Genomic DNA, 26,353 nt, shown 5'->3' with positions numbered 1-26,353 from the left:
AAAGGATCAGATCGCAGGACTCGAAAAAGGTTCAACTGATTTAGGCAACAACGCCCTTGATGACGAAGCGATATATGGGGGAGCACAAAGAAAATGGAATAAGCGTGAGAGGCCTCATCGATTCAGAGATTTAGTTATAACGACAACGCTCAGGGTGAAGCGAGTTTTTTCTATGCCACTGAGAGCGCTACAAAGATTTATCGACTCGATATTTAGACTTGCCTGCATTTCATTAAGTTGCCCACGTTACACTTACATCAATCGTAGATCTAAGCAAATTGAGGCCTCTTTTTAGACTAAAACAAGAGGAAGAATCCAGCACCTAGCCCTTTAATGCTATTAGTCTTAAGGTTTATGGCGAAGGTGAACAGAAAACCAAAAAGCACGGGACATGTGGTTAGGTATGCCTGAAACTTGTCGTATTGACTAAATGCCCTTACAAGCCCCACCGCCTAGCCCACTTTGCAGTGAAAATCTAGTAAATGAAAGACTAAGAAAGGCACAGTTGCAATACCTATTGGCGCACTAATACTGCCTATTGGTGCACTAGTACTGCCTATTGGCGCACTAGTACTGCCTGTTGGTGCACTAGTACTGCCTATTGGCGCACTAGCACTGCCTATTGGCGCAGTAGTACTGCCTGTTGGTGCACTTGTACTGCCTATTGGCACACTAGTACTGCCTATTGGCGCACTAGCACTGCCTATTGGCGCACTAGTACTGCCTATTGGCGCAGATGTACCACCTATTCACAGGAAAAGAGGACAATATCTTGATGAAAAAAAAGTGTAAAAAGGCGTGAAAATCATGGGAATTTTAGTATCAGCATTCAGAAGCAAAAAAGAGCTTATTAATTCCAACTCAGCGCTTCAAGGTAGGGCATCATGATATTAGTCATTCGGTAATACTTGGCATATTCCCAGAGCTTATCGTGATTGAGCTTATTAGCTCGTTTTGCTTCCACAAATGCTTCAATCGCAACGTCAATCCCGATTTTATTACGGAACTTAAAACAATCAACAATAGTCCGTTCAATATCAGTCACCAAAATAGGAACACCATCAACTTGTCTTGAGACAACTCCAAAATTGGCCATGTCTCTGGTGCGAACAATTCGTATGTTTGGGTAGTCAATACTAGGCGCTCTATCGTTTTTACTAATGCAGATCCACACCTGAAATGGCGCTTGGGTGGTGAGGTCGTGGTATCTAAGAGCCGACAAAAGGCAAATAACGCTATTTTTCGCTCTAGCACTAACCTCCGCATAAGATTGCATTTCTGACTCTTCTCGCCCTACATATCCATAAAGCCCTCTCTGAAGTTTTTCTAAATGGCCTTTTTCCACGGCGCGAGAAAGCGCTGCACGAGTGATGTTGAATTTCGCGGCATCTGAGGTAGTAAACATTGATAACTTTTTAAGTTTATCTAGTTGTGAGGGGTTCATTTTAAATGATACGCTTTGTATAACATTACAAACATTGTACAACAAAACGTATCACCATTCCTGCTATAGCGCAGAACATATCAGAGGTGTTACAGGCATCGTTTCAAAGCAATCAGGCTAAATATGACCAGCACAGGTTATATGGCTAGGAGGAACACCATCGCTTACCCATCTCTGATCATACTATGCCAAATCGTTTACTGGAGTATGCGTACTGCTGAATTCTACTGCATAGTGACAAGCCAACATATCCAATCGGAGCACTGCGCCGATTGTTAACATTCAAGATTTTAATACACAAACAGAGTGCAATTCCCGAAATATATAACAAAGCTAATCTACTCACTGTAGACCCCCCGCAGCCGCTATTGATTGCCGCGCCAACACCAAATAGAAAGCCACCAAACAGTAAGAACAAACTCGGCCAAAAAGCCGTAGACAGCTGGCGCCCCTCAATCACTGCACCTAACCCCATTGATACCCAAGCCAACGATCCACTAAACACAATCGCAAAGATGAACATTGGTGCTCCTTTCGTCGCCTCTTTTACTCCTCTCACCATACAAAGACCTGTGGTTTGGGCGCGATACTTCTAGGTAAGAATATGAGCCACACACTGATTAACTGGCATAAACACAAGCAACCCGGCAATTTGGGTAGCAACGTAACGAATGAGCTTTCTAATACCGAATTACAGCGTTTAATGGTTCAAAGGCCTATCAAGAACAGTTTCCAACCCCGCCACTCGTGCACGACCTTAGTATAAAATGATATCGACTTACTGATCATTTTGCGCCAAAGTCTACGAAAGGCACTCCAAACGAATACTTGTCGCTGCTGCACAAGTATAACAGCGACCACGTAGATGGCTTCAACTTGAAAGATCTTGGCTTTGCTGACTCTATTTTCCTTTCAGTCCCAAATAGGCAGATTGCCACTATGATCGTTCGTAGACTTCTACAAGCAGCACGAGAAAGGCGCAGAGTTGATATTGAGTATGTTTCGATGGATAACCCTGAAGTGCGAGGTCGAAACATCATTCCACACACCATCGTATTTGATGGGTTCCGTTGGTATGTACGAGCATATTTTGAATAGAGAACAATGTTCTTAGATTTCGTGTTCATCCGATTTAGAGGAGAGCCAGAGCTGCTCAATGAATCAGATATTTGCATTGAAGCCGTTCAGATTGGACAACAGAAGAAACAAATGAAATCACTCCAAACTCACATCTATCACCACAGCACAGCAACACATAGTAAAAGCCGATTACGGAATGCATAATTCTCCACTCACAATTAGTTGCCGACGAGCACTGATTAAATATTTACTCAAACGCTTAGATGTTTGCGTGGATAACAAGCAGCTCTCTTCGACTTCCAAGAAATATCAACTAGCACTAGTTAACTCCGCAAGCATAAAGCGCTGCCTTCTTTAATAACAGACCGGGGACACAAAAAGAGAGAGCTAACGCTTTATAGTATATAGGTATGCGATTGGAATGAGCTCGCTAGTAGAGAAGTAAATATCTGAAGCTTGCCCTATACTCTGAATACCGATTACAAGCTAGCGTCCTTGCTAACTACAAAACAGACTATGCCGCCTCAACATTAATCTATCTACTAGCTTCATACCACATATATACCTCTTGCTCGCTCCAACGGGGAGAGCGTTTAGAAACCATGATCGGTTTTGGGAACGTGTCATCCTGCCTCATTCTCCAAAAGGTAGTTCGACTAATATCAAAGGTGTAAATAATATCTTCAATCGTGAGTAGTTTGCTCATTCATATTTTACCTCTCATAACCTACTGATACCGACTCCAGGATGGATCTGTACCAAATACTGGCTATGTTTCGCTATTTGAAATAAAAATACAGCACAAAAAACGATCAGTCAATATAAAAACTTTTAATAAACATGTAGTTATCTATAATAAATGTATACACCATGCAGGTGTAATGATCGATAACTTGAGTCGGATTGACTTAAATGGCTGCGAATGCGGGATGCATTAGTAGAACTTAAAAAAATACATCGAGGCAAAGGGAGAAGATAGGAAAGCCTATAGCCGGGAGTAACTTTGAATGTGTTTCATGCCGTATCAGGTCGTAGCCTGCAGGTTCATCGTTACTTGACCATATACTTGACCACAAATGATAAAAACGAAAAAGGGCGTAGCAAGTACTAACCTGCTACGCCCCGTAAATAATGGCACGCCCTGTAGGATTCGAACCTACGACCACATCCTTAGAAGGGACGTGCTCTATCCAGCTGAGCTAAGGGCGCGCTACAGGAATGGATTATACGAATTCGAATCATGAAAGCAACGGCTTTATGTAACATTCTGATCTAAGTGAGTAAAAAAAGGTCAACAAACTTATAAGTGTTGAAAAACAGAGCAAAGCAATCGTTTGCCTTGTGGTAATCAAAAAGATTTTCTGGAATAATGCGCCAAAAACATCAGCCACTAACTTGAATATCAATACTAAGGAAATTCATGACTGCTCAAAATATTGATGGAAAGCTAATTTCTCAAACGGTTCGCTCCGAAGTAGCTGCACGTGTAAAAGCTCGTACTGAAGCTGGATTACGCGCTCCGGGCCTAGCGGTTATTTTAGTGGGTGAAGACCCTGCTTCTCAGGTTTACGTTGGTAGTAAGCGTAAAGCGTGTGAAGAAGTTGGCTTCGTATCTAAATCTTACGATTTGCCAGCTACTGCAACAGAAGATGAACTGTTAAACCTAGTCGACCAACTGAACCTAGATCCAGAGATCGACGGTATTCTGGTTCAACTGCCTCTACCTGCTGGCATCGATAGCACTCACGTTCTTGAGCGCATCACACCAGAAAAAGACGTTGATGGCTTCCACCCATACAATGTCGGCCGTTTGGCTCAGCGTATGCCAAAGCTTCGCTCTTGTACGCCAAAAGGTATCATCACCCTGCTTGACCGTTACAACATCGATTTACGTGGCAAGCACGCTGTTGTTGTTGGCGCTTCAAACATCGTAGGTCGTCCAATGACCCTAGAACTGCTTCTAGCAGGTTGTACAACGACTACATGTCACCGTTTCACTAAAGACCTTGAAGGCCACGTACGTCAAGCAGACGTTGTTGTGGTTGCTGTAGGTAAGCCTAACTTCATTCCTGGTGCTTGGATTAAGAAAGGTGCAGTTGTGGTCGATGTTGGTATCAACCGTTTGGATTCTGGCAAGCTAGTCGGTGACGTTGAATACGATGTCGCGAAAGAGAGCGCAAGCTTTATCACACCAGTACCGGGTGGTGTAGGTCCAATGACAGTAGCAAGCCTGATTGAGAACACAATGATCGCTTGTGAGCAATTTCACTCGAAGTAATCTATCAGCGCAGTATAAATAGAATTAGAAAGCCGCAACGTGATATACGCTGCGGCTTTTTTGCGAAAGACCACTTACTACTTATCTGGAGTCTCGACCGGCTCTGAAGGCGGCAGTAAACTGATGATCTCACATTCTGTCGATATCAGCTTTTCTAAGTCAGCCCCTTGAGTAATTAAACGGAAGTCTCCGTCATTGATGACTCCAAGCAAAATCGCTTTAGGATAAAGCGCGTTAAACTCATTCAGAACAAATGCCTCTGTCAGCCCTGTACTCTTGATTTGGCTACCTTGTGCCATTAATGAGTTGAGCTTGGAGTAAGTGACGCCTTCCTCAAATAGACTTCGGTTGCCATCTCGACTCACTTGATGCCTTTCATGCTTACTCTCTGGTGACTCAAGCTCAAAAACCTTATTGGCACCAAACTCGTCTTGATAATGCATGCTGACTAACGGGTTAGTTTGACGATAAGGCGAAACAATCATCGCTCGCCCTATCCCATCCAATTCCAAATTATTTTCGGCGTGACTGGAAGCTGGGTTGCCAAAGTAAACATTCAAGTTATCCATGCGCGCCAACCGAATGCTCTCCCAGTTGGTATCCGCAAGTACACTATTGATGTTGTGAGTCGCGAGCACCTTGGCAAACTGCCTTGCAAAGTGGGTGGCACCAAAGAAGATAACCCCCTGCGCTTTCTCTTGAGTGACACCTAGCCTTCTCGCCCACCAGCTCGCGGTTAAGCTCTGAATAACAACCGTCCCTATGATGACCAAGAACACCATAGGGACCAACAGGTCTGCGCCCTCGATCAATTGCTTCTCTTGAAGTTTGATCGCAAACAGAGAAGAAACCGCTGCCGCCACGATCCCGCGCGGTGCCATCCAACTTAAAAACCATTTATCTGCTGAGCTAAGATCCGTACCGATCCCGCTGATCCACACACTTAATGGGCGAGCCACCAGCATAACCACTGCTAATAACCCTATACCACCCCAACCTATCGACAAAAACGCGCCTGAATCGAGCCGACTGGCTAACAAAATAAACAACGCAGAAATGAGTAATACAGTCAGGGTTTCTTTGAATTCGATGATGTCTTCGATATCCAAGCCTTTCACATTGGCAAGCCAGATCCCCATGATGGTCACGGTTAACAAGCCAGATTCTTCACTCAGGTCGTTAGAGAACGAAAACGCTGCCAACATTAATGTCAGCACTGCTACATTACGCAGATAATGTGGCACCCAATGTCCTTGCAGCATCTTGGCAATCAAATAGCCACCGATGATCCCCAAGCCTAAACCAATAGCCAGAGTCAGCCCAAGCGCTGACAACACATGACCGGTAGGATCGGCTGAAGAGACAATGTATTCATAAACCAGAACGGCAAACAGAGCGCCTATTGGGTCAATAACAATACCTTCCCATCGCAAAATGCTACCAAGAGAGGCTTTAGGCTGAATACTACGCAGCATAGGCACAATTACTGTCGGGCCTGTCACCACCACCAAAGCACCGAATAACGCCGCTAATGGCCAACTAAAGTTAACAAAGTAGTAAGCACCGACAACAATGCACGCCCATGTAATCAGCATGCCTACACTCACTAGATGAGTCACCATGCGACCATGACCTCTGATCTCCTTAAAGTTAAGCGTCAATGCGCCTTCGAATAGAATGATGGCAACACCTAATGAAATCAGCGGAAACAGAACATCACCGAAAATGACATCTGGGTTAAGGACATTTAAGCCGGGGCCCAACAACAGGCCGACAATGAGAAGAGGGAGAATCGCGGGGAGACGCAATCGCCAGCCGAGCAACTGACAAGCTAAAGACAAGAGCCCAATTAGCGCCAAAGAAGAAGTAATCGACAAATCCATTTATGCCCCTAAATAATTGGTGCCACACCCTGCGGTCCAAATCTATTTACTGAAACAAGAAAGCCTACGTCATTAAACTATAGGCTCTCTTTTTCATACTAACCGAATATTATTGTGATTAATCAGTCACTTTACTATAGGGGAAATAAAATGACTGACTCGTTCACTCGGTACTTATCATCTAGCTAGAGTGAAAGTACCACGCCAGCAATCGCAGCACTCATTAAGTTAGCAAACACACCAGCACAAATCGCTTTAAAGCCGTATTGTGAGATGAAAGAGCGACGCTCTGGTACCAAGCTACCTAGGCCACCAATCAAAATCGCCATTGTTGAGATGTTGGCAAAGCCACACAGTGCGAAGGTTACAATCGCTTGTGAATGCTCGCTAAGAACCTCTTTCGCATCCATTAACTGAATGAAAGCGACAAATTCGTTCACAACAATCTTGTTACCGATCAGTGAACCTGCAACGATAGCCTCAGACCACGGCACACCGATCAGCCATGCAACGGGTGCGAACACATAGCCTAGGATAAGCTCGAAGCTTAGGTTTACGCCAAACCATCCCCCAACAATACCTAGCAAGCCATTCAGCATTGCAATCACACTGATAAAGGCAAGAAGTGTCGCACCCACCGCAACGGCAATACGAAGTCCAGACATAGCCCCATCTGCCATTGCCTCAACTACGTTTGTTGCTCGTGGAATTTCAACATCTGACTCAATGTTTTCTTGAACATCGTCAGCATTACCTGGTACTAAGATTTTAGCCATCAACAAACCTGCAGGTGCAGACATGAATGCCGCTGCGATCAGATAGTTTAGGTCAACACCAAGCGATGCATAACCAACAAGCGTACCACCAGCAACAGATGCCAAACCACATACCATCACTGCGAACAGTTGTGAATCCGTCATGTGTTTCAGGTAAGGCTTAACCACCAACGGTGCTTCAATCATGCCAACGAAGATATTTGCTGTCGCAGACAGGGATTCTGCACGGCCTGTGCCCAAGAACTTCTGCAGCGCGCCACCGATAAGGTTGATCACTTTTGGCATAAAACCTATGTGGTACAAACCAGAGATAAGCGCAGAGAAAAAGATAATAATGCCCAGAACGTTAATCGCGAAAACGAAACCGTTGTTCGTAAGGCCACCAAATAGGAAGTTAATCCCTTCTTGACCGTAGTTGATCAAGCTAGATACCGCACCAGTGGCTGCATTCAACGCTTCTTTACCCATTGGAACATATAGAACCAATAGCGCGAATGAGATTTGTAGTAAGAAAGCCAGAGAGACTGTTCTTAGTGGAATATTTTTTCTGTCCGTAGATAGTAACCAAGCGGCAACTAAAATAGTAATAATTCCAAGTAGCGAAGCCATGTGCGTCAACCTAAAAGTTGTAGTTAGGAAAGGCGACGCATTCTATAGAGGAAATCGTTTGCGGCAAGCGGCGGTTGTTAATGTGATGTTGGGGTAATCACTCTTGAGTAATGATTTTAATTAAGCTATTGAATTTTAATAATTAAATTTGATTAAAAAGCGTACTTTTTCCATATGGAAATTATATTTATAGATTTGGAAACAGTTAACGATGCAGTTCGACGCACGTTTTTAGGTTTTCATCCCAGTACGTCGGCGATCCAATATGATCTTTTATGAACTCAATCACCGCAGAAAGCTTCTTCGGCATGTTCTTTCGACTCGGATACACAGCATAGAATGGCATCAGCTGACTCGCTCTCCATTCCGGCAAGACTTGGATTAATTTGCCCGTTCTGAACTCTTCCTTCACTAAGTAAGTGGCCAAGTAAGCCACGCCCCACCCGGATACCGCTGCGTCTCGAACTGCCTCAGCTAAATCCACCGAGTAATCCCCGGCCACTTTAACACTAAGGTTCTCTTGTCCGTTATCAAACGCCCACGATGTGTAGTCTCGCTCTCGGCTGCGATAGATAAGACAGTTGTGGTCAATCAAATCAGACGGTACGTGTGGTGTCCCGGCTTTAATCAGGTAATCGGGCGATGCTGCTACCACAAACTGGCTATCAGCTAATCGCTGCGCAATGTACCCTTCTGGCAGGTCTTCATTATTGGTGATCCAAAGATCTAAACGCTCTTCAATCATGTCCACTTTGTAATCGAACAGGTGGACTTCGATTCTCAACTGAGGATAAAGCTGTCTGAGCTCATCAATCGCAGGAATAATATGTAAGGTGCCAAATGACTGCGACAGCCCAACACGCAGTATTCCTGAGATATCATCACGCTGGCTGTCCATATCCATTTGAGCCGCTTTTACCGTGTTAAACAGTTGCTCACAGTGCTGATAGAAGACTTCCCCCGCTTCCGTTAGCGTTAGGCTACGTGTGGTTCTTTGTACTAGCTTGATTCCAATGGAGTCTTCGAGCAAAGCAACTTGCTTACTGATATGAGACACCGAAACGTTCAAGCTTTTTGCAGCACTGGTAAAGCCATCGTGCTTAATTAATGCATGGAATATCACCATCTGTGCAGCTCTATCTGTTAGCACAAGACCACCTTCTTAAAACTCAAAAATATAAAATCAAAAAGGACTCCGAAGAGTCCTTTAGTTCGTTCTGCCTATGGTAGGCCAAATGCTATCAGAGCAAGTCATAACGATTAATACAATTAGGTCTACTAATCAAACTTGATTCTGTCTGCTAGATGGCTAACCGCCAAAGCAAAGTAGTAAGAACGATTCCACTTCATTAACACATTGTAGTTGTTGTAAACGAGGTAAGAGCGACCCGCTTCGTCATCTGGCATGATTAACCAAGCTTTAATGTCTTCATCAAGGTTAGGCAATGGGCGATCGTCGTACCGCTTAATACCAAGTTCAGACCACTCTTTTAGGTATTTCGCTTTGTCTTCAGAACGACCTTGCAAATCAATAGACACCGTTGATGGTACATGAACCTGACGACCCCAAGTGTACTTATCATCCCAACCGGATTGGCTCAGATAATTCGCCGCCGAAGCAAACACATCTTCTTCAGTGCCCCAAATGTCTTTCTTGCCGTCGCCATTACCATCAGCGGCATACGCTAAGAACGAGCTAGGCATAAACTGAGGTTGGCCCATAGCACCAGCCCAAGAGCCTTTCATCTCTTTCGGGGTGATATGGCCTTGGTCAAGAATAGTCAACGCCGCCATCGCTTCACTGCGGAAAAACGCTTCTCTACGCCCTTCGTAAGCCATAGTTGTTAAGGCATCGATAACGCTATAATTACCCGTGAATTTACCGAAGTTACTCTCAACACCCCACAAAGCGACAATGAATCGCGGCTGAACGCCATATTCATCACCAATGCGCTTTAACGCTTTGTAATGCTCCTTATACAGTGATCTTGCTTGCTTCACTTTCCAATCTGGCACTGCTCGTGGAATATACTCATCCAGAGTCAGTTTCTTTTCAGGTTGGTTTTTATCCGCTTTGACCGCTCTTGGCTTAAACGTTACACCATCAAAGGCTTCATCAATGATCGCTTCAGAAATGCCTTCTTCACGGCCTTGTTGCTTTAGTTTTTCTACATATTGCTCAAAGCTCTGTTCTTGAGCCTGTACTGAGCCAATGGTCAGGCTATTACCTAAAAGTAATGCCGACACCGCCAATATGCTTTTCGAAAATTTACTCAACGATCACTCCTCCCTGAATTGAGATAGCTATCACTCTTCGTCTTGATTGTTTTGCTGAGCTTTGCGCTCTTTGTACAGCTCAAGTTCGTTTACTGGTGGAGGCGGAACTTGCAAAAAGAAACCATCGGTGTTCAGTGATTCTCTCACCTTATCGATGTTCACTTGAGCCAGTTTGCGACCGTCCATTTTAATTACCATTACAAAACTAGGTTTACCAAACATTTGCATCAATGCGTCAGGAACTTGTGAAAAATCATCCTTCTTCGGGATATAAAGGTATGTTCCTTCTTTCTTTGAGCTTTTATATATAGAACACAGCATGACAAACCTTTTTAATTGATTATGACTACAAAACTCTCACATGCGAGATCAATAGTTTATGTTAGGGAAATATTGGGAACAAAACGTCCATTTGACAACAAGATTACTTGCTGTGCTTGATTTGGGAATATAACATGATAAACCTAGTTTCAGGCAATGCCCTTTATTTTATTAATAAAGAAATTGTACCAATTCGCTATTGAGGTCCTGTAGTTTTTCGATGTCTAGTAACCCAGATCTAAAAGGTAGCAGCTTTACGCTATCTGTTTTGCACTTATCCGATGATCAAGTCGAAAATGCAGTCTCTTTTCTTCAAGAGAAGGTAGACCAAGCACCCACTTTTTTTGCTGCCGCACCTGTGGTTATCAACATCAGCAAAGTGGCTGGCGATATCGACTTCGTAAAGCTAAAAGATGGTATCTCTCAAGCGGGTATGATTCCGGTTGGCGTCGCTGGCTGTTCTGACAAACGCATGCAGAACCTTGCTAGAGAAGCTGGCTTTGCGGTCATGACGGCTAGTAAATCACCATCGCAAGCACCTGCAAAAATGGCGCCTATTAAAGTAATTAGAACCCCGATTCGTTCTGGGCAGCAGGTATACGCAAAAGATGGCGACCTATTAATCCTAAGCCACGTAAGTGCAGGTGCAGAAGTGATTGCCGACGGCAGCATCCATATTCATGGCACATTACGCGGCCGTGCGATTGCCGGTGCAAGTGGTCAAACTGAAGCAAAAATAATTTGTAATGATTTACAAGCCGAGCTGGTTTCTATTGCAGGAAATTACTGGCTCAGCGATCAAATTGAAAGCGAGTACTGGCAGAAGAAAACCATGTTTAGTATGGCAAACGATGTATTACACGTTGACGTCCTCGCAATATAAGAGAAATAAAAGGAAAAAATAATGGCACGCATTATCGTTGTAACGTCAGGTAAAGGCGGGGTAGGAAAAACGACCTCTAGTGCAGCTATTGCCTCTGGTCTGGCTCTAAAAGGAAAGAAAACCGCAGTTATCGACTTTGATATCGGTCTGCGTAACCTTGATTTAATCATGGGTTGTGAGCGTCGTGTTGTTTACGACTTCGTTAACGTTATCAATGGTGAAGCAACGCTTAACCAAGCGATGATCAAAGATAAACGCACAGAAAACCTATTCATTCTCCCTGCTTCTCAAACTCGTGATAAAGATGCACTAACCAAAGACGGTGTTCGTCGCGTATTTGATGAACTGGATGAGATGGGCTTTGATTTCATCATCTGTGATTCTCCAGCGGGTATCGAGCAAGGCGCTCTGATGGCGCTGTACTTTGCTGATGAAGCGATTGTAACGACTAACCCTGAAGTCTCTTCAGTACGCGACTCAGACCGTATTCTAGGTATTCTTGACTCTAAATCTCGTCGTTCAGAGGACGGCTTGGAGCCTGTGAAAACTCACCTTCTACTGACTCGCTACAACCCTGCTCGCGTAAATCAAGGCGAGATGCTGAGTGTGGAAGATGTTGAAGAGATCCTACACATTTCTCTACTGGGCGTAATCCCTGAGAGCCAAGCGGTACTGAACGCATCGAACAAAGGTGTTCCAGTGATCTTTGACGAAGCAACCGACGCAGGTATGGCTTACAATGATACTGTAGAACGACTACTAGGTAGCCAAGTTGACTTCCGCTTCTTAACGGAACAGAAGAAAGGCATCTTCAAACGACTGTTCGGGGGCTAATGCGCAATGTCATTACTAGAGTTTTTCAGACCACAGAAGAAGACCACTGCAAACCTAGCCAAAGAACGTTTGCAGATCATTGTTGCTGAACGCCGTAGCCATGACGACCCAGCGCCGTCTTACCTGCCGCAACTAAAAGAAGACATCTTGAAGTGTATTGCTAAGTACGTAGAAGTGGATCCATCAATGGTTGACCTTACGTTCGAACACAAAGATGACGATATCTCAGTATTAGAGCTGAACGTTAAACTGCCCGAAGACGATAAGTAATCATCACTATCTCGTCAGCAGATTGAATAAAAAAGAGAGCCTAGGCTCTCTTTTTTGTGTCTGCGTTTTGTTCTTAAACAGTTTGGCTATTTGATTGCTTTATTCAGCCTCTCGCCAACCAGCTCTATACGCCAACCTTGCATCACATCCGGCAGTTTTTCTGGATTACGATCGTGCTTCCAAACCCAACTCAACATTTGGTTTAGTTGCTTCTTCGATGCCAAAAATTCAGTCACTAGGCCACTGTGTTGCGAAGCGGTTTTCACTTCATCTTTCAACACTTTAAAGACTTGCTTATAGCCCGGGTAGTCCATCAAGCGTTCAACTGGTGCTGGGTACTCTTCTTCTGGCGTGTGTTCCGCTAACTTAACGATTGAGCTGATCTTCGCGCCATGACGACGTACAGAGCGGAAATCAAAACCTTCCTCTTCCATACGCTTCGGATTCTTAATCGCAAAACGCGCGACAGCCCAAAGATCTTGTTCTTTAAAGATAAAGTTCAATGCGAGATCGCGCTTAATCGCTTCTTTCAAACGCCATGTTGCAAGTGGTCTCAAGATAGCAAGTTGCTGTGGCTTAAGTTGCCATGCACCTTTGATATCAAGGTAAGCCGTATCTGGATTTACTTTACGGATACGCTTCGCCACCTGTAGATCAGACTCTTGTTGCGCCGCTTCCCACCAGCCTGCTTCCATCACTTTCTCAAGAAGCTTATTGTACATAGGCATTAAGTAATGAACGTCTGCTGCCGCGTAGTCGAGTTGCTTTTGAGAAAGCGGACGCGCCAGCCAATCAGTGCGAGATTCACTCTTATCTAAATCCACACCAACAAACTCTGAAACCAAAGCAGCAAAGCCCGTTGATAAGCCATGTCCTAAGAACGCCGCCATGATTTGAGTATCGACCATTGGGGTTGGTGTACAATCAAATGCGTTCTGGAATACTTCTAAATCTTCACCGCATGCGTGTAGCACTTTCAGTACTGAAGCGTCTTTCAATAACCCAACGAACGGTGTCATTTCATCAAGAGCAATAGGGTCAATCAGAGACAGCGTTTCACCGTCAAATAACTGAATCAAGCCTAATTGAGGGTAATAGGTTCTTGTACGAACAAACTCCGTATCAAGCATAACGACATCGGCTTCACGTGCTTGTTGGCAAACTCGCTCAAGGTCTTTCAATTGGGTAATGATTTGATAATCCACAAAAACTCTCACTGGTTTCTATTTGATCGCCGGATACAAAAATGCCGACATTAACTGTCGGCATTCTAACACCATTTTACCACGCCCGCTTAGATTAAGCGTTTCAATGATTTCAGGCGAAACTGTGCTTGTTACTCACTTGCGCGTTTAGCAAGTTCTGCATCGTTCTCTTCACGTAATACGCGACGTAAGATCTTACCTACGTTGGTCTTTGGAAGATCTTCTCTAAACTCAACCAGTTTAGGCACTTTGTAACCCGTTAGGTGTTCACGACAGTGCGCGATAATGTCTTCTTTGGTTAGGCTAGGATCACGCTTAACCACATAGATCTTAACCAGTTCACCAGACACTTCGTGAGGTTGACCAATCGCTGCTACTTCTAGCACTTGACCATGCAGTGCAACGACATCTTCAATCTCATTCGGGTAAACGTTAAAGCCAGACACAAGAATCATGTCTTTCTTACGGTCAACAATGTGCAGTAAACCTTCGTCATCAAACTTAACAATGTCACCCGTCGATAACCAACCGTCTTGGTCAATCACTTCTTTGGTCGCTTCTGGACGTTGCCAGTAACCTTGCATCACTTGAGGACCACGAACTTGCAGCTCACCCACTTGATCATTAGCAACCACGTTACCTTCATCATCAATGATACGAACATCGGTTGAAGGTACCGGTAAACCGATAGCACCCGTGTAATCTTTTAGGTCATATGGGTTACCCGTTACCAGCGGTGAACACTCGGTTAAACCATAACCTTCTAACAGGTGGATACCTGTCACTTTCTTCCATTGTTCAGCAACAGCGCGTTGAACCGCCATACCACCACCAACAGATAGGCGTAGGTTACTGAAGTCTAATTCGTGGAAATCTTCGTTGTTTACTAACGCATTGAACAGTGTGTTTACACCAGTAATTGCGGTAAACGGAACCTTTTGCAGCTCTTTGATGAAACCAGGAATATCACGAGGGTTAGTGATAAGAAGGTTACGACCACCCATTTCTACGAACAGCAAGCAGTTTACTGTCAGTGCAAATACGTGATACAGCGGCAATGCTGTTACCACTAGCTCTCGGCCTTCATGCAGAACCGGACCATACGCCCCTTTCGCTTGAAGTACGTTCGCGATCATATTGCGATGCGTTAGGATTGCACCCTTCGCAACACCCGTAGTACCACCAGTGTACTGAAGGAATGCAATATCATCCCCAGTCATAAATGGTTTTACATACTGAAGGCGACGACCTTTATGCAGCGCTTTTCTGAACGAGATAGCACCCGGTAGATCATACTTAGGCACCATACCTTTCACGTATTTCACGACGAAATCGACAATAGTACCTTTTGCACGAGGTAGCATTTGACCAAGACTAGTCAGTACTACGTGCTTCACAGGAGTGTTGTCGACCACTTTCTCAAGCGTACTCGCGAAATTCGAAACGATAACAATCGCCTTTGCACCTGAATCGTTCAGTTGGTGCTCTAGCTCACGAGGTGTGTACAGTGGGTTGACGTTCACTGCAATCATACCAGCGCGCAATACACCAAAGAGTGCAATTGGGTATTGCAGCAAGTTTGGCATCATCAGTGCAACGCGATCACCCTTCTTGAGCTTCAAATCATTCTGCAGGTAAGCAGCAAAAGCACGACTGCGCTCTTCAAGCTTACGGAATGTCATTACTGAGCCCATGTTCTCAAAAGCAGGTTGGTCTGCGTATTTCTGTACAGACTGCTCGAACATTTCGATAAGAGATGGGTATTGATCTGGGTTGATCGTTTCTGGTACGTCACTTGGATAACGTGAAAGCCAAGGTTTATCCACTATGTTACTCCTCGTTTATCAGCTGACGACTGCTTCGCCGCTTTTATCATTACGGTATTACAGCACAGCTTTAGTGCATGAGCACTAAAAGGCTCAAACACTTGTTTAAATTTTGTTAACTAAACCAAGAATTAGCTCTGAAACTAGCTCTGGGCTCTCTAAATGACAATGATGTCCGCCGGGAACAGTCTCGATTTTTAGAGGACTATGGGCTGATTTGTAGCGATTATGCTGCAAATGTCTAAATCCATCATTGCCTAATATTATGAGTTGAGGGCATTCAATAGCCGCCATAATCGCTTCTGCGTGCGCCTGTGACATTCGATATAAAGAGTCACATTTTAGATTAGGGTCGCATCGCCATTGCCAGGAGTCGTCTAACTCGGCAATCCCTCGTTCTACAATAGGAGCAATGAGTTCGGCATTGATTTGATTGGCGTGTGCTCTCAGCTTAATAGCATCCTCTAGGCTTGCTAAAGGACGTGAAGGCTTTCTCCGCTGTCGAAGACGACTGAGTACCCCATCTCTTAGACGAGAGACCGTTTCTTGGGGAGCTTCAGAAAGAGGTCCGTGACCTTCAATTTGAATTAATCCTGACACCTTTTCAGGAAAGGCGGCACTATAGCAACTTGCTATCAATGCACCAAGTGAATGTCCTACTAGCACCAGTCTGTTTGGCGATAATTTAGTCACAATCTGATGTAAATCATCGATATAGTCATGAAATGGGTAGTAACTTCCCGACTTATGCGACGAAAGACCATGACCAAAGAGGTCAATCGCAATCAGATGACAATCAGGTAGTCTGGTTTGTAGGTTGGCAATAACAGAAGAAAAACTCGCAGAATTATCTAACCACCCATGAATAAAAACGACCGTCGTAACGGTCGTTTCTGAATTGCCCATCTGCTGTGTGGCAAGCGTCCCGCTCGCAAGGGAGTATGACTTTTCAATCATCAAACATCTCATTCCATCTGACTGTACAATCTAGGCCTAGCAAAGTGAGCTACTCTACGTCCTGTATAACTCGACCGTGCCTTGGCATAGTTTGGAAGCTACGGCAATGTAGGCTTCTGCACGAATAGTAGGTTGGTGCGAAATCGTTAACAACGACACGTTCCGTAATGTTCCACAGTCGTTGGTTATCTACCTTCATCACTGGGAAGGTGTAAGGGTACTCGCCGATTTTACCATCTTCACTACCGTCTGATTGACCAACTAGCGTAATCAAACGGCCTTCAGCAAAGCTTAACGGCTCAACGTATCCTTCAATATAACCAACAAAGCGCCCACTCGGTTCGGCATCGAGATCTGGCTTACCATTGCTTGAAATTGGCATGTTAGCAACTTCAATTCGAGTTCTGTCTTTTAAGTTTGTCACTTTAGAAATGACGCCGCCTAACCGAACACTTTTCGCATCCGGCAGTTGGTCGACCCATTGCTGGTAGTCGCTGATAACAGGCTCTGATTTTGCTTCAAGCTCACTAGGAAGTGATGAACACCCTGCAAGCACCAAGATACCAATAGAAAGGGCAATTAAGCGTATTTTAGATAAGTAATTAGACATGGTTCTGGTCCTTCAACAGGCATTAATAAAACGCTTTAGATGTAAATATCGACACCGATGAGCTTTGCAAGTTCTTCTTTTTTCGCCTGGTTCATTACATCCATGTATTCTTCCATAGCCTTACGTCCTCGGCCTTCTGGAAGATCATACTGGATTTGAGCCTTGTGTAGCTCAGACTCTTTAACTTGACGAATAGAATGAGAGACAGCATTGGCCACTTTGGTTGGTTGCCCAACCGCAGTGCTAGCATCAGATTTTTTTGCCTGCTCCTTCTTTTTAACTCGATTCGGCTTAGACGTATTGCCTATCGAAGAAGGAGGTAAGTTATTAATTGATACCATGACTAAATATCTGCCCTCTCAAATCTAAATAATACGCATTTAGATCTAACTTGCATCAGAACCTTGTAAAAAATTACTCGCGACCTGGCAGCTTCTTCCACGTCACTTTATCACGCAGATAAACTGGCTCAGACTCTTCCGCAGCAACCGCTTTACCCTCTGCATAAGCGAATTGAGCTAGGAACGCCATATCTTGAGCTTCTGGGAATAGCACTTCACACGCTTTGGTGTTGATCGCGAGTGTATCCATATGCTCGGCGTAAGCTTCCCAACCAGTACCCACTTTTGCCCATGTTTCAGAGTCAGCTTCAAGCTGCGCAGCCAATTCACTTGGCGGTGTAACACACTCAGCATCAACCGCAGTCCAACGACCGTCTTGTTCACGGCTGTAACGAGCCCAGTAAACTTCACTCATACGCGCATCAATAGCGGTTGCTACATGAGTTTCACCAAATTTACGGTAGCTGCCTTGCGCCATCGCTGCCAATGTAGAGACACCGATCATTGGTAAATCTGCACCAAAAGCCAAGCCTTGAGCAATACCAATACCAATACGTACGCCCGTGAAACTGCCTGGGCCTTGACCAAACGCGATAGCATCAATATCGGTTAAAGCGATATTCGCTTCTTTCAGTACTTCATCAACCATAGGTAGAATTTTTTTCGTATGGTCTCGAGGTGCCTCTTCGCTACGAGCGAACACCTGGTCACCAATTACTAATGCAACTGAACAGTTTTCAGTTGCGGTATCTACTGCAAGAATTTTCGCGCTCATTTGTGTCTCAAATATTCGTTATCTAATCTAAAAATAATGGCTAAGCTCAACAATGCCAGTTACTCGGCAGCGGTTGAATGGTCTTTAGCTAAGAATTCTTTAATGACCCCTAAGTCACGTGTACGAGGGATAGGCGGTAAACTCGCCAAAAAAATGCCACCGTAATCGCGAGTCACCAATCGGTTATCGCAAATAATCAAAGCACCATTATCACGCTTATCACGTATCAATCGGCCGACACCTTGTTTCAAGGTAATCACAGCGTCTGGCAACTGTACTTGTGCAAAAGGATCACCCCCTTTTAACTTACAGTCCTCAATGCGAGCCTTAAGTAAAGGGTCATCAGGGGCTGTAAAGGGTAATTTATCGATGATAACACAGCTTAATGCATCGCCCCTAACATCTATCCCCTCCCAGAAAGCGCCTGTCGCCACCAGCAAGGCATTACCCAATTCCATGAACTCGGCTAAGGTTTTTTGCTTACTTGTCTCACCTTGCAATAGAACTGGAACCGTCAGGGTTTCTCGGAATCGCTCGCCCAACTCTTTCATCATGCTGTGTGAGGTGCACAGAAAGAAACAGCGGCCTTGGTTTTGCTCAATTACCGGTGTCAGCATACGAACCAGTTTATCGGCTAAGCCCGGGCTATTCGGTTCTGGAAGATAACGAGGCACACATAAACGTGCTTGATTCGGATAATCGAATGGGCTCGGCAGTGAAAACTGAGCCGAGGGCTTTAAGCCTAGTCGCGAAGTGAAGTGGTCGAAATCGTCCGATACCGCCAAGGTTGCTGAGGTAAACACCCAAGCGCCCGGCTTCAGCTCAATCTGCTCGTGAAATTTGTCAGCAACTGAAAGCGGCGTAATGTGCAAAGCAAAATGGCGCGGTGTTGTGTCATACCAATACGAATAACCCGTAATCGACACATCACATACACGTTCAATACGTGACTTAATCATGTTTGCACGCTCGAAAGCGGTATCCAATAGTTGGCTTCGCCCGAGTGCTAATTTCAATACATCTACAGCCAGTTGCAATGCATCTTGCAGGCGAACAAGTTCTCGTGCAATTGACTCAGATTTTAAGGCCTCACGCCAATTACCACGAAACCCCGTATCACCGAGCGCGATTCTTAAATCAGATGAGGACTGAACCAGCCTGTCACCGACCTTTTGTAACTGACGCATGTCTTTCGCTTCGGTGCGATAGCCAATCTCAATGTCTTTGGCGAGCTCGTGAATTTGTCTACTCGATACAGACTGACCAAAATATTGGCTTGCAATGTCAGGAAGTTGATGCGCTTCATCGAAGATAAACACACCTGCCTCTGGGATAAGCTCACCGAATCCGGTCTCTTTAATCGCGAGATCGGCTAGGAAAAGGTGATGGTTTACTACGACCACATCGGAATCCATCGCTTTTTTACGCGCTTTAAGTACAAAGCAATCAGTATAACTTGGACACTCTTTGCCTAAACAATTGTCGTTGGTCGAGGTAATCGTTGGGATTACTGGGCTATCTTCAGCAATATCATCACAATCACCCAAATCACCGGTTTGCGTGGATGACGACCAGCTACGAACTTTGACTAACTGAGCGAGTAGCGTTGGATCTGTATGAGTGCCATGACTTTCGATCATTTGGCGGCTCAACCTATCCAAACATAAATAGTTTGAACGGCCCTTGAGCAGGGCAACTTGACCATGAAAACCAAGGGCATCGGTCATCAAAGGCAGATCACGGTGGAACAGCTGTTCCTGAAGGTTTTTAGACCCCGTACTAATAATGGTTTTCTTGCCACTAAGCAGTGCCGGTACAAGATAAGCAAATGTCTTACCGGTACCCGTCCCTGCTTCTACCACCAATTGGCTCTGTTGCTGAATGGCCTGTGAAACTGCTTCAGCCATGTCTAACTGAGCTTGTCTTGGTTGAAAGCCTGGGATTGCTTTACCCAGTGCGCCATCAGCAGAAAACGTTTTAGATATCATAGAGTACGAAGTTTAGAAAAAGTGAAGGCGAATTATGGCAGGTTTAGTGAGCCGGCGCGAATCAAGAATGACTTCGCACCGGAGGTGTCTGGGTTGTTTCAAATGATTTAGAGAACAGAAATGAAAATCGAGATTGCTATTTTAGCTTAAAGGTTAATTGCTTATTTTCGATTGAGATAACGAGATAGCCAAGGAGCACCCTCAAATTCATTATCATTTGGCTGTATCGCTTTTACTGCATCGCTTGGCGGGGTTTTGCTTTCCCACATTTCATCGAGAACATTTCCATCTAGCTCTGTGCTGCCCAGCCAATGAACTCACGCGTTTGCAGTACAGTTTTTTTGCTAGTAACTCTTTATCCATAAGTATCACCTCTATTTTTGGCCAAGGCGAAAATGCCCCGGTTGAAGCTCAAATGCGTACTACGGTCAAAACTTTAAAAATGAAGCTTCTGCCTGTTTTGCTATCTGAAAACTGATATTTCGACATCAAACAATTTATCAAAGCGATAAATGAGCAGCAGAATTTGTTGAAACCAAATTGATAATAGATTAATTATAACGGTGATATTGCAGCTCAGTTCACCGTTCGACGGCCTGTATTTAATTTGAAGAATAAAAAATATTTCATGGAAGTAAGATGCAAATGGAAAGAAAAACATTACTAACACATTGTACTGATGCCCCAGGCCTCATCTCAAAGATCACCAACATTTGTTACAAGCACCAACTCAATATTGTTCACAATAACGAGTTCGTAGATAACACTAGTGGACACTTCTTTATGCGCACAGAGCTTGAAGGGTATTTCAATGATGAAACCTTTCTAGCAGACCTAGACCAAGCCCTGCCAGAAAACGCGAAACGTAAGCTCGTTGGCTCTTCTCGAAAACGTGTGGTTATTCTCGTGACGAAAGAAGCACACTGCCTTGGCGACATTCTAATGAAGAACTTCGATGGTAGCTTAGACGTTGAAATCGCAGCGGTTGTCGGTAACTACGATATTTTACAAAGCCTAACCGAGCGCTTTGATATTCCTTACCACCATGTTTCACACGAAGGTCTGAACCGTGAAGAACATGAGCAAAAAATGCTAGAAGTGATTGACCAATACGAGGCTGATTACCTTGTTTTGGCTAAGTACATGCGAGTGCTTACTCCGGGATTTGTTGAAAAGTACAACCACAAGATCATCAATATTCACCACAGCTTCTTGCCTGCATTTATCGGTGCGAAACCCTACCAACAAGCGTATGAGCGCGGCGTAAAGATCATTGGTGCAACGGCGCACTTCGTGACTAACGATTTGGATGAAGGCCCAATCATTAAGCAAGACGTTATTCCTGTTGATCATAACTTCAGTGCGAAAGACATGGCGCAAGCGGGGCGTGACGTAGAGAAGAATGTTCTAAGTAAGGCGCTAAACAAGGTGATCAATGATCACGTGTTTGTTTACGGCAACAAGACTGTCATTCTGTAGGTTCAACAACGATTAGAACCCAATAAAAAACGCGTAATAGGATTGCCCCATTACGCGTTTTTTGTATCTGATAATCAGACCAGCTTTATGAGATTCCCGACTACGCTCCTTCGTCGCTATCGGGAATGACGGTGTTCTCTTGCTAGTAAAAACGATGACTCAGAAGAGATACAGTCAAACCGAATGATAGTAAGGCACAACCACTGCACACATCCGCGCTCTATCTGAAAATTTTAATATCAAATCAAGCATTCACTACAGTTGATAGACCAACACATCCACTAACCGGCAACCTCGTCGTTCCGATGAGCCTAGGTGAGATCAGGAATCTCGCCCCTTTAAACTATCGACTAAAACTAAGCTTGCTCTGATTCTACAATCTTCTTCAACGAATGTGGGTGCAGCTTGATACAGATCCCTTGATGCTTAAATGCAACGGTTGGGTTGTTCAAACGCTCACACTCACCTTTCGGGCTAGACAGCTTGATCTTAATACCTTGCTCAGCCAGCGTTTCAAAGTTAGCAGCGAACTGCGGGTAAGTGTCTTTCAGATCCGCTAAGTACTCGTCAGCCGTGTGAGCATGAGACGGAATTACGAACTCAACGTGTTCCCAATCTTGGCTCGGGTAAATCTTGCCTTCTGCGGGGTATGGTAACTCTAAACACTCAATGCTCCAGCCACGGCTTTGCAAAGGCTGATCAAAAGCAATTACAACAATTGGACGACCATTGATCATCGCTTGTGAAATCGTAGAGCCGAATTCAGACCATGCTTGATGCGCCGCTTTCGCTAATTCCGTTTCATTGATTCTTAGCGCGATATGATCCGCTTGAGCAAAACTCAGATCCAAACCCAGTACGTTACCTAGGTTCTCAATTTTCGCCATAAACGTATCAAGGCGGGCGATCATTTGTTGCGGTTCTAATTCAGCTTGCTTGAGGCTCATTGTCATTGTCTGCGTTCTCCAAATAATGGCTGCATGGTATCAGTTTTACCTTGTTCAACAAGCACTGCGTATATAAAAAGACAGCCGATAAGCACGTTGGCTCACATTCCTAAATACACAAACGCGGCATGGCGAAAATTGAATGTCAAAAACCCCTTAGGAAATGTTAATTTTCTATCAATTCGACCTATAAGAAACCGCACAAAATTGGTATGATTACTGCCATTTTTGTGAACTTAAACAGTGTCTGTTGTTCATTTCGGCATTAAATCGTTAACTAGACGCATAATTAACCAAATTTAATGACCTCGAAATAACGGCCACTCTTATCATCCTTGAATTGAAGGAAACGCGTGTGAATATCCAAGCACTTATTAATGACAAAGTATCTCAGGCTCTAGAAGCCGCTGGCGCACCTGCAGGCTCTCCTGCTGCTGTTCGCCAATCTGCAAAACCACAATTTGGTGACTACCAAGCAAACGGCGTAATGGGCGTTGCTAAGCGACTAGGCACTAACCCGCGAGAATTTGCTCAGAAAGTATTGGACGTTCTAAACCTAGACGGTATCGCTTCTAAAGTTGAGATCGCAGGTCCAGGTTTCCTTAACATCTTCCTAGATGAGGCTTTCCTAGCAAAACAAGCAGACGCAGCACTTGCTGACTCTCGCCTTGGTGTTGCGGCAGCTGAAGCACAAACCATTGTTGCTGACTACTCAGCGCCAAACGTTGCAAAAGAAATGCACGTTGGTCACCTGCGTTCAACAATCATCGGTGATGCCGTTGTTCGTACACTGGAATTCCTAGGCCACAAAGTTATCCGTGCTAACCACATCGGTGATTGGGGCACTCAATTCGGTATGCTTATCGCAAACCTTGAGCGCGTTCAGGCTGAATCAGGTGAAGTTTCAATGGAACTTGCTGACCTTGAAGGCTTCTACCGTGAATCTAAAAAGCTTTACGACGAAGACGAAGAGTTCGCAGTTAAAGCACGTGGCTACGTAGTGAAACTGCAAAGCGGCGACGAGTTCTGTGCAGAGATGTGGAAGAAGCTTGTTGACGTAACAATGATTCAAAACCAACGCAACTACGATCGTCTAAACGTTTCACTAACGCGTGATGACGTAATGGGCGAAAGCATGTACAACCACATGCTTCCAGGCATCGTTGCTGATCTTAAAGAGCAAGGTCTTGCTAAAGAAGATGACGGCGCACAAGTTGTATTCCTAGACGAATACAAAAACAAAGATGGTGACCCAATGGGCGTTATCATCCAGAAGCGCGACGGCGGTTTCCTTTACACAACAACTGATATTGCCTGTGCAAAATACCGTTTTGAAGAGCTAGGCGCAGACCGCGTTCTTTACTTCATCGACTCTCGTCAGCACCAACACCTAATGCAAGCTTGGACTATCGTTCGTAAAGCAGGTTACATCCCAGAATCGGTTTCTCTTGAGCACCACGCGTTCGGCATGATGCTAGGTAAAGACGGTAAGCCATTCAAGACTCGTGCAGGCGGTACGGTTCGTCTAGCTGACCTTCTTGATGAAGCAGAAGTTCGTGCAGCACAACTGATCGAATCTAAGAACCCAGAACTAGCAGAAGACGAGAAGAAAGCGATCGCTAACACAGTTGCAATGGCAGCGGTTAAGTACGCAGACCTTTCTAAGCACCGTACTACTGACTACGTGTTCGATTGGGACAACATGCTTGCGTTCGAAGGTAACACAGCACCTTACATGCAATACGCATACACTCGTGTTGCTTCTGTATTTGCTAAAGCTGGCGTTTCTATGGACTCTCTTGAAGGTGAAATCAAAATCACTGAAGAGAAAGAGAAAGCACTTATCGCGAAACTTCTACAATTTGAAGAAGCGGTTCAATCTGTTGCTCGTGAAGGTCAACCACACATCATGTGTAGCTACCTGTTCGAACTAGCAGGTCAGTTCTCTAGCTTCTACGAAGCGTGCCCTATATTAGTAGCAGAAGACGAAGCGGTTAAACAGAGCCGTCTGAAGCTTGCTGCCCTAACAGCGAAGACAATCAAACAAGGTCTGTCGCTTCTAGGCATCGAGACTCTAGAACGCATGTAAGCGATTCGAGATTCGAGATTCGAGATTCGAGATTCGAGATTCGAGATTCGAGATTCGAGATAATTAGAAAGGTTGACGTGAAAACGTCAACCTTTTGTTTTATTTGGAGGTTATATTTACTTAACTATCCGCAAACTTCCGTTGCAAGAGATCTCCTACTACGCTCCTTCGTCGCTCTAGGAGATGACGGCAATGAATGCCGTAAGTCCGAGACAGGATCAATGGCGCGTTCCCACTATCCTTCCCCCGCCATCCCCTTCATTGATGAGAGAGCGTGCTAGGACATCTGCTTATTGAGGTCGTAAGCGCTAGCCACATTCTCTTTCCAACCTTATACTCAACTAAAACAATTAATTGGAAAGATCATGAGCTTCGAACTTCATCCTCAATTGGCAAAAGACACCACAGTTATTGGCGAATTCCCGCTTAGCCTTGCATTACTACACAAAGACAACGCCGTGCCTTGGGTTATTCTGGTCCCAAAACGTGCCAACCTCAAAGAGTTGCATCACTTACCAATGAAAGAGCAACAGCAGTTCTTACATGAATCTCAAGCAGTAAGCCAAGCACTAGAAGCTACATTCCAACCGGATAAGCTCAACCTAGGCGCACTAGGTAACATGGTGCCACAACTGCACATCCACCATATCGCACGTTTCAAAAATGATGTGGCGTGGCCTGGCCCAGTGTGGGGCAACACCACAGGTGAACAGCGCAGTGAAGAAGAGCAAGCAGCTATCCTAACTCGTATTCAAAATGTTCTGTCACTAAGCTCTATCTTTAAGAAAGCTTAACCTTGTGACACAGGTGATGCCTCTTGCTAGGCATCACGATTATTACCAATGTGTAATAATAATTCACAAAAACGCCCCATTATCACAACACAAACTCCTGCGTATACTCTCTTGCACACAACATAGAGAGAGCATCATGAAACAAACCTTCAACTTATTTCGTCATATCAGCTGGATCGCCATCATCTGTTCTATGCTTGCTTCCCTACTCTTATTCTTTATGGGAGCAACCAAAACTTACTCTGCTTTTGCGATCTTCATGCTCAATCAGGTACCACCAGAATCGCTCGCGCATTTAGACACAACAGATATTGCGATCTCGTACTTGATTAAGTCTCTGGATACGTTCTTGATTGCGTTTGTACTCTTCATCTTTTCTCACGGAGTGTTCACTCTGTTCATTTCGGATAAGAGCAATGCTGCAAAAAGCGACCAACAAGTCAATAAAAGCAAAGTACTTAGTTGGATAAAAACCCCCAATATTGGTCACCTGAAAAACATTTTGGCTGAAGTGATTATCATCATTCTCTTCGTGAAGTTTTTGGAGCTTGTGCTCGTCAATTTCGACAGTATTGGATGGGATATTTTGGTTCTTCCAGTATCCATATTGTTACTGAGTATCGGCCTTAAAGTGCTTGGGTTAGGTGAAACCAAAGAGTCTTAAGTCGATAAACACAAACAAAAAAA

Annotated in this window: 24 protein-coding genes, 1 tRNA gene and 3 pseudogenes; 10 read left to right on the top strand and 18 right to left on the bottom strand. The window is 44.6% G+C overall.

All coding sequences use genetic code 11. The features are described 5' to 3' along the window. Positions 1-398 (top strand): annotated as a pseudogene (locus JC606_RS15665) (transposase); the annotation flags it as partial. A gap of 452 nt (positions 399-850) precedes the next feature. Here the strand turns inward: JC606_RS15665 and JC606_RS15660 are convergent. Together JC606_RS15660 and JC606_RS23690 are read right to left on the bottom strand one after the other, a co-directional pair. After that, entirely contained in the window at positions 851-1,489 is a 639-nt protein-coding gene (locus JC606_RS15660) for a type IV toxin-antitoxin system AbiEi family antitoxin domain-containing protein (protein ID WP_233090394.1), read from the bottom strand. Between the two features lie 286 nt (positions 1,490-1,775). Next, positions 1,776-1,967: pseudogene (locus tag JC606_RS23690) on the bottom strand (YeeE/YedE thiosulfate transporter family protein); the annotation flags it as partial. Positions 1,968-2,320: 353 nt separating this feature from the next. Between JC606_RS23690 and JC606_RS23410 the strand changes: the two are divergent. After that, on the top strand, positions 2,321-2,542 hold the full coding sequence (locus JC606_RS23410) for a WYL domain-containing protein (RefSeq protein WP_233090392.1): 222 nt from the start codon (positions 2,321-2,323) through the stop codon (positions 2,540-2,542). A gap of 517 nt (positions 2,543-3,059) precedes the next feature. On the opposite strand, the gene JC606_RS23685 is transcribed toward JC606_RS23410, so the two are convergent. Both JC606_RS23685 and JC606_RS15640 read right to left on the bottom strand, forming a co-directional pair. Then, positions 3,060-3,230: a helix-turn-helix transcriptional regulator gene (locus tag JC606_RS23685; protein WP_137407928.1), complete on the bottom strand. Its 171-nt coding sequence runs from the start codon at positions 3,228-3,230 to the stop codon at positions 3,060-3,062. Between the two features lie 426 nt (positions 3,231-3,656). Further along, positions 3,657-3,733 (bottom strand) — tRNA-Arg (locus JC606_RS15640). A gap of 211 nt (positions 3,734-3,944) precedes the next feature. On the opposite strand from JC606_RS15640, the gene folD reads away from it, so the two are divergent. Further along, the gene (folD, locus tag JC606_RS15635; RefSeq protein ID WP_063523959.1) at positions 3,945-4,802 is read left to right on the top strand and encodes a bifunctional methylenetetrahydrofolate dehydrogenase/methenyltetrahydrofolate cyclohydrolase FolD; all 858 of its coding nucleotides are present in this window, start codon (positions 3,945-3,947) and stop codon (positions 4,800-4,802) included. A gap of 77 nt (positions 4,803-4,879) precedes the next feature. On the opposite strand, the gene JC606_RS15630 is transcribed toward folD, so the two are convergent. The 5 genes from JC606_RS15630 to JC606_RS15610 form a co-directional block, all read right to left on the bottom strand. Next, on the bottom strand, positions 4,880-6,685 hold the full coding sequence (locus tag JC606_RS15630) for a cation:proton antiporter (RefSeq protein ID WP_137407929.1): 1,806 nt from the start codon (positions 6,683-6,685) through the stop codon (positions 4,880-4,882). Between the two features lie 185 nt (positions 6,686-6,870). Continuing rightward, a complete protein-coding gene (locus JC606_RS15625; RefSeq protein ID WP_137407930.1) occupies positions 6,871-8,070 on the bottom strand; it encodes a NupC/NupG family nucleoside CNT transporter in 1,200 nt (399 codons plus the stop codon). A 205-nt stretch (positions 8,071-8,275) separates the two neighbouring features. Continuing rightward, on the bottom strand, positions 8,276-9,196 hold the full coding sequence (locus JC606_RS15620) for a LysR family transcriptional regulator (protein ID WP_080566522.1): 921 nt from the start codon (positions 9,194-9,196) through the stop codon (positions 8,276-8,278). Between the two features lie 152 nt (positions 9,197-9,348). After that, the gene (locus JC606_RS15615; RefSeq protein WP_137407931.1) at positions 9,349-10,347 is read right to left on the bottom strand and encodes a lytic murein transglycosylase; all 999 of its coding nucleotides are present in this window, start codon (positions 10,345-10,347) and stop codon (positions 9,349-9,351) included. 30 nt (positions 10,348-10,377) lie between these two features. After that, positions 10,378-10,668 carry a YcgL domain-containing protein gene (locus JC606_RS15610; RefSeq protein ID WP_004737952.1) on the bottom strand — a complete coding sequence of 97 codons (291 nt, stop codon included), beginning with the start codon at positions 10,666-10,668 and terminating at the stop codon, positions 10,378-10,380. Positions 10,669-10,888: 220 nt separating this feature from the next. Between JC606_RS15610 and minC the strand changes: the two genes are divergently transcribed. The 3 genes from minC to minE are packed head-to-tail and all read left to right on the top strand — an operon-like array spanning position 10,889 to position 12,655. Continuing rightward, positions 10,889-11,551: a septum site-determining protein MinC gene (gene minC, locus JC606_RS15605; protein WP_063523955.1), complete on the top strand. Its 663-nt coding sequence runs from the start codon at positions 10,889-10,891 to the stop codon at positions 11,549-11,551. 21 nt (positions 11,552-11,572) lie between these two features. Next, a complete protein-coding gene (gene minD / locus JC606_RS15600; RefSeq protein ID WP_008221225.1) occupies positions 11,573-12,385 on the top strand; it encodes a septum site-determining protein MinD in 813 nt (270 codons plus the stop codon). 6 nt (positions 12,386-12,391) lie between these two features. Beyond that, positions 12,392-12,655 (top strand): cell division topological specificity factor MinE, encoded by a 264-nt coding sequence (gene minE, locus JC606_RS15595; RefSeq protein WP_004737949.1) that lies wholly within the window; start codon positions 12,392-12,394, stop codon positions 12,653-12,655. A gap of 86 nt (positions 12,656-12,741) precedes the next feature. On the opposite strand, the gene rnd is transcribed toward minE, so the two are convergent. The 8 genes and pseudogenes from rnd to JC606_RS15555 form a co-directional block, all read right to left on the bottom strand. Beyond that, positions 12,742-13,860: a ribonuclease D gene (gene rnd, locus JC606_RS15590; RefSeq protein WP_198778918.1), complete on the bottom strand. Its 1,119-nt coding sequence runs from the start codon at positions 13,858-13,860 to the stop codon at positions 12,742-12,744. Between the two features lie 131 nt (positions 13,861-13,991). Further along, a complete protein-coding gene (gene fadD / locus JC606_RS15585; protein WP_102422976.1) occupies positions 13,992-15,686 on the bottom strand; it encodes a long-chain-fatty-acid--CoA ligase FadD in 1,695 nt (564 codons plus the stop codon). Between the two features lie 105 nt (positions 15,687-15,791). Further along, positions 15,792-16,643, bottom strand: coding sequence for an alpha/beta fold hydrolase (locus tag JC606_RS15580; protein WP_102422977.1), 852 nt, complete (start codon positions 16,641-16,643; stop codon positions 15,792-15,794). Positions 16,644-16,692: 49 nt separating this feature from the next. Further along, positions 16,693-17,253 carry a Slp family lipoprotein gene (locus JC606_RS15575; protein WP_102422978.1) on the bottom strand — a complete coding sequence of 187 codons (561 nt, stop codon included), beginning with the start codon at positions 17,251-17,253 and terminating at the stop codon, positions 16,693-16,695. 35 nt (positions 17,254-17,288) lie between these two features. Beyond that, the gene (locus tag JC606_RS15570; protein WP_004737940.1) at positions 17,289-17,594 is read right to left on the bottom strand and encodes a hypothetical protein; all 306 of its coding nucleotides are present in this window, start codon (positions 17,592-17,594) and stop codon (positions 17,289-17,291) included. 73 nt (positions 17,595-17,667) lie between these two features. Continuing rightward, entirely contained in the window at positions 17,668-18,369 is a 702-nt protein-coding gene (gene tsaB, locus JC606_RS15565) for a tRNA (adenosine(37)-N6)-threonylcarbamoyltransferase complex dimerization subunit type 1 TsaB (RefSeq protein ID WP_061033714.1), read from the bottom strand. Positions 18,370-18,428: 59 nt separating this feature from the next. After that, on the bottom strand, positions 18,429-20,357 hold the full coding sequence (locus tag JC606_RS15560) for an ATP-dependent DNA helicase (RefSeq protein ID WP_137407933.1): 1,929 nt from the start codon (positions 20,355-20,357) through the stop codon (positions 18,429-18,431). A 161-nt stretch (positions 20,358-20,518) separates the two neighbouring features. Next, a pseudogene (locus JC606_RS15555) lies at positions 20,519-20,720 on the bottom strand (hypothetical protein). A 282-nt stretch (positions 20,721-21,002) separates the two neighbouring features. Between JC606_RS15555 and purU the strand changes: the two are divergent. Next, positions 21,003-21,836, top strand: coding sequence for a formyltetrahydrofolate deformylase (gene purU, locus JC606_RS15550; protein WP_008221206.1), 834 nt, complete (start codon positions 21,003-21,005; stop codon positions 21,834-21,836). Between the two features lie 356 nt (positions 21,837-22,192). Here the strand turns inward: purU and JC606_RS15545 are convergent, their stop codons facing one another. Further along, the gene (locus tag JC606_RS15545) at positions 22,193-22,789 is read right to left on the bottom strand and encodes a VOC family protein (RefSeq protein WP_137407934.1); all 597 of its coding nucleotides are present in this window, start codon (positions 22,787-22,789) and stop codon (positions 22,193-22,195) included. Between the two features lie 349 nt (positions 22,790-23,138). On the opposite strand from JC606_RS15545, the gene argS reads away from it, so the two are divergent. The 3 genes from argS (at position 23,139) to JC606_RS15530 (ending at position 26,330) form a co-directional block, all read left to right on the top strand. Further along, positions 23,139-24,872, top strand: a complete 1,734-nt coding sequence (argS, locus tag JC606_RS15540; protein WP_116871769.1) for an arginine--tRNA ligase — start codon at positions 23,139-23,141, stop codon at positions 24,870-24,872. Positions 24,873-25,237: 365 nt separating this feature from the next. Continuing rightward, entirely contained in the window at positions 25,238-25,666 is a 429-nt protein-coding gene (locus JC606_RS15535) for an HIT family protein (RefSeq protein ID WP_137407935.1), read from the top strand. Positions 25,667-25,802: 136 nt separating this feature from the next. Beyond that, positions 25,803-26,330: a YqhA family protein gene (locus tag JC606_RS15530; protein ID WP_137407936.1), complete on the top strand. Its 528-nt coding sequence runs from the start codon at positions 25,803-25,805 to the stop codon at positions 26,328-26,330. Positions 26,331-26,353: the final 23 nt, after the last annotated feature.

The organism is Vibrio sp. IB15, from assembly GCF_016406055.1.
In the GTDB taxonomy this organism is placed as follows: Bacteria; Pseudomonadota; Gammaproteobacteria; order Enterobacterales; family Vibrionaceae; genus Vibrio; species Vibrio chagasii.
The sequence above is the reverse complement of the archived record's forward strand: the minus strand, read 5'-3'. Positions and strand labels throughout refer to the sequence as shown.

Bases quoted from the DNA above. Each gene is read 5' to 3' on its own strand.
- JC606_RS23685 (WP_137407928.1), bottom strand. From the start codon at position 3,230: ATGAGCAAACTACTCACGATTGAAGATATTATTTACACCTTTGATATT.
- folD (WP_063523959.1), top strand. From the start codon at position 3,945: ATGACTGCTCAAAATATTGATGGAAAGCTAATTTCTCAAACGGTTCGC.
- JC606_RS15630 (WP_137407929.1), bottom strand. From the start codon at position 6,685: ATGGATTTGTCGATTACTTCTTCTTTGGCGCTAATTGGGCTCTTGTCT.
- JC606_RS15625 (WP_137407930.1), bottom strand. From the start codon at position 8,070: ATGGCTTCGCTACTTGGAATTATTACTATTTTAGTTGCCGCTTGGTTA.
- JC606_RS15620 (WP_080566522.1), bottom strand. From the start codon at position 9,196: ATGGTGATATTCCATGCATTAATTAAGCACGATGGCTTTACCAGTGCT.
- JC606_RS15610 (WP_004737952.1), bottom strand. From the start codon at position 10,668: ATGCTGTGTTCTATATATAAAAGCTCAAAGAAAGAAGGAACATACCTT.
- minC (WP_063523955.1), top strand. From the start codon at position 10,889: ATGTCTAGTAACCCAGATCTAAAAGGTAGCAGCTTTACGCTATCTGTT.
- minD (WP_008221225.1), top strand. From the start codon at position 11,573: ATGGCACGCATTATCGTTGTAACGTCAGGTAAAGGCGGGGTAGGAAAA.
- minE (WP_004737949.1), top strand. From the start codon at position 12,392: ATGTCATTACTAGAGTTTTTCAGACCACAGAAGAAGACCACTGCAAAC.
- JC606_RS15580 (WP_102422977.1), bottom strand. From the start codon at position 16,643: ATGATTGAAAAGTCATACTCCCTTGCGAGCGGGACGCTTGCCACACAG.
- JC606_RS15575 (WP_102422978.1), bottom strand. From the start codon at position 17,253: ATGTCTAATTACTTATCTAAAATACGCTTAATTGCCCTTTCTATTGGT.
- JC606_RS15570 (WP_004737940.1), bottom strand. From the start codon at position 17,594: ATGGTATCAATTAATAACTTACCTCCTTCTTCGATAGGCAATACGTCT.
- tsaB (WP_061033714.1), bottom strand. From the start codon at position 18,369: ATGAGCGCGAAAATTCTTGCAGTAGATACCGCAACTGAAAACTGTTCA.
- JC606_RS15560 (WP_137407933.1), bottom strand. From the start codon at position 20,357: ATGATATCTAAAACGTTTTCTGCTGATGGCGCACTGGGTAAAGCAATC.
- purU (WP_008221206.1), top strand. From the start codon at position 21,003: ATGGAAAGAAAAACATTACTAACACATTGTACTGATGCCCCAGGCCTC.
- JC606_RS15545 (WP_137407934.1), bottom strand. From the start codon at position 22,789: ATGACAATGAGCCTCAAGCAAGCTGAATTAGAACCGCAACAAATGATC.
- JC606_RS15535 (WP_137407935.1), top strand. From the start codon at position 25,238: ATGAGCTTCGAACTTCATCCTCAATTGGCAAAAGACACCACAGTTATT.
- JC606_RS15530 (WP_137407936.1), top strand. From the start codon at position 25,803: ATGAAACAAACCTTCAACTTATTTCGTCATATCAGCTGGATCGCCATC.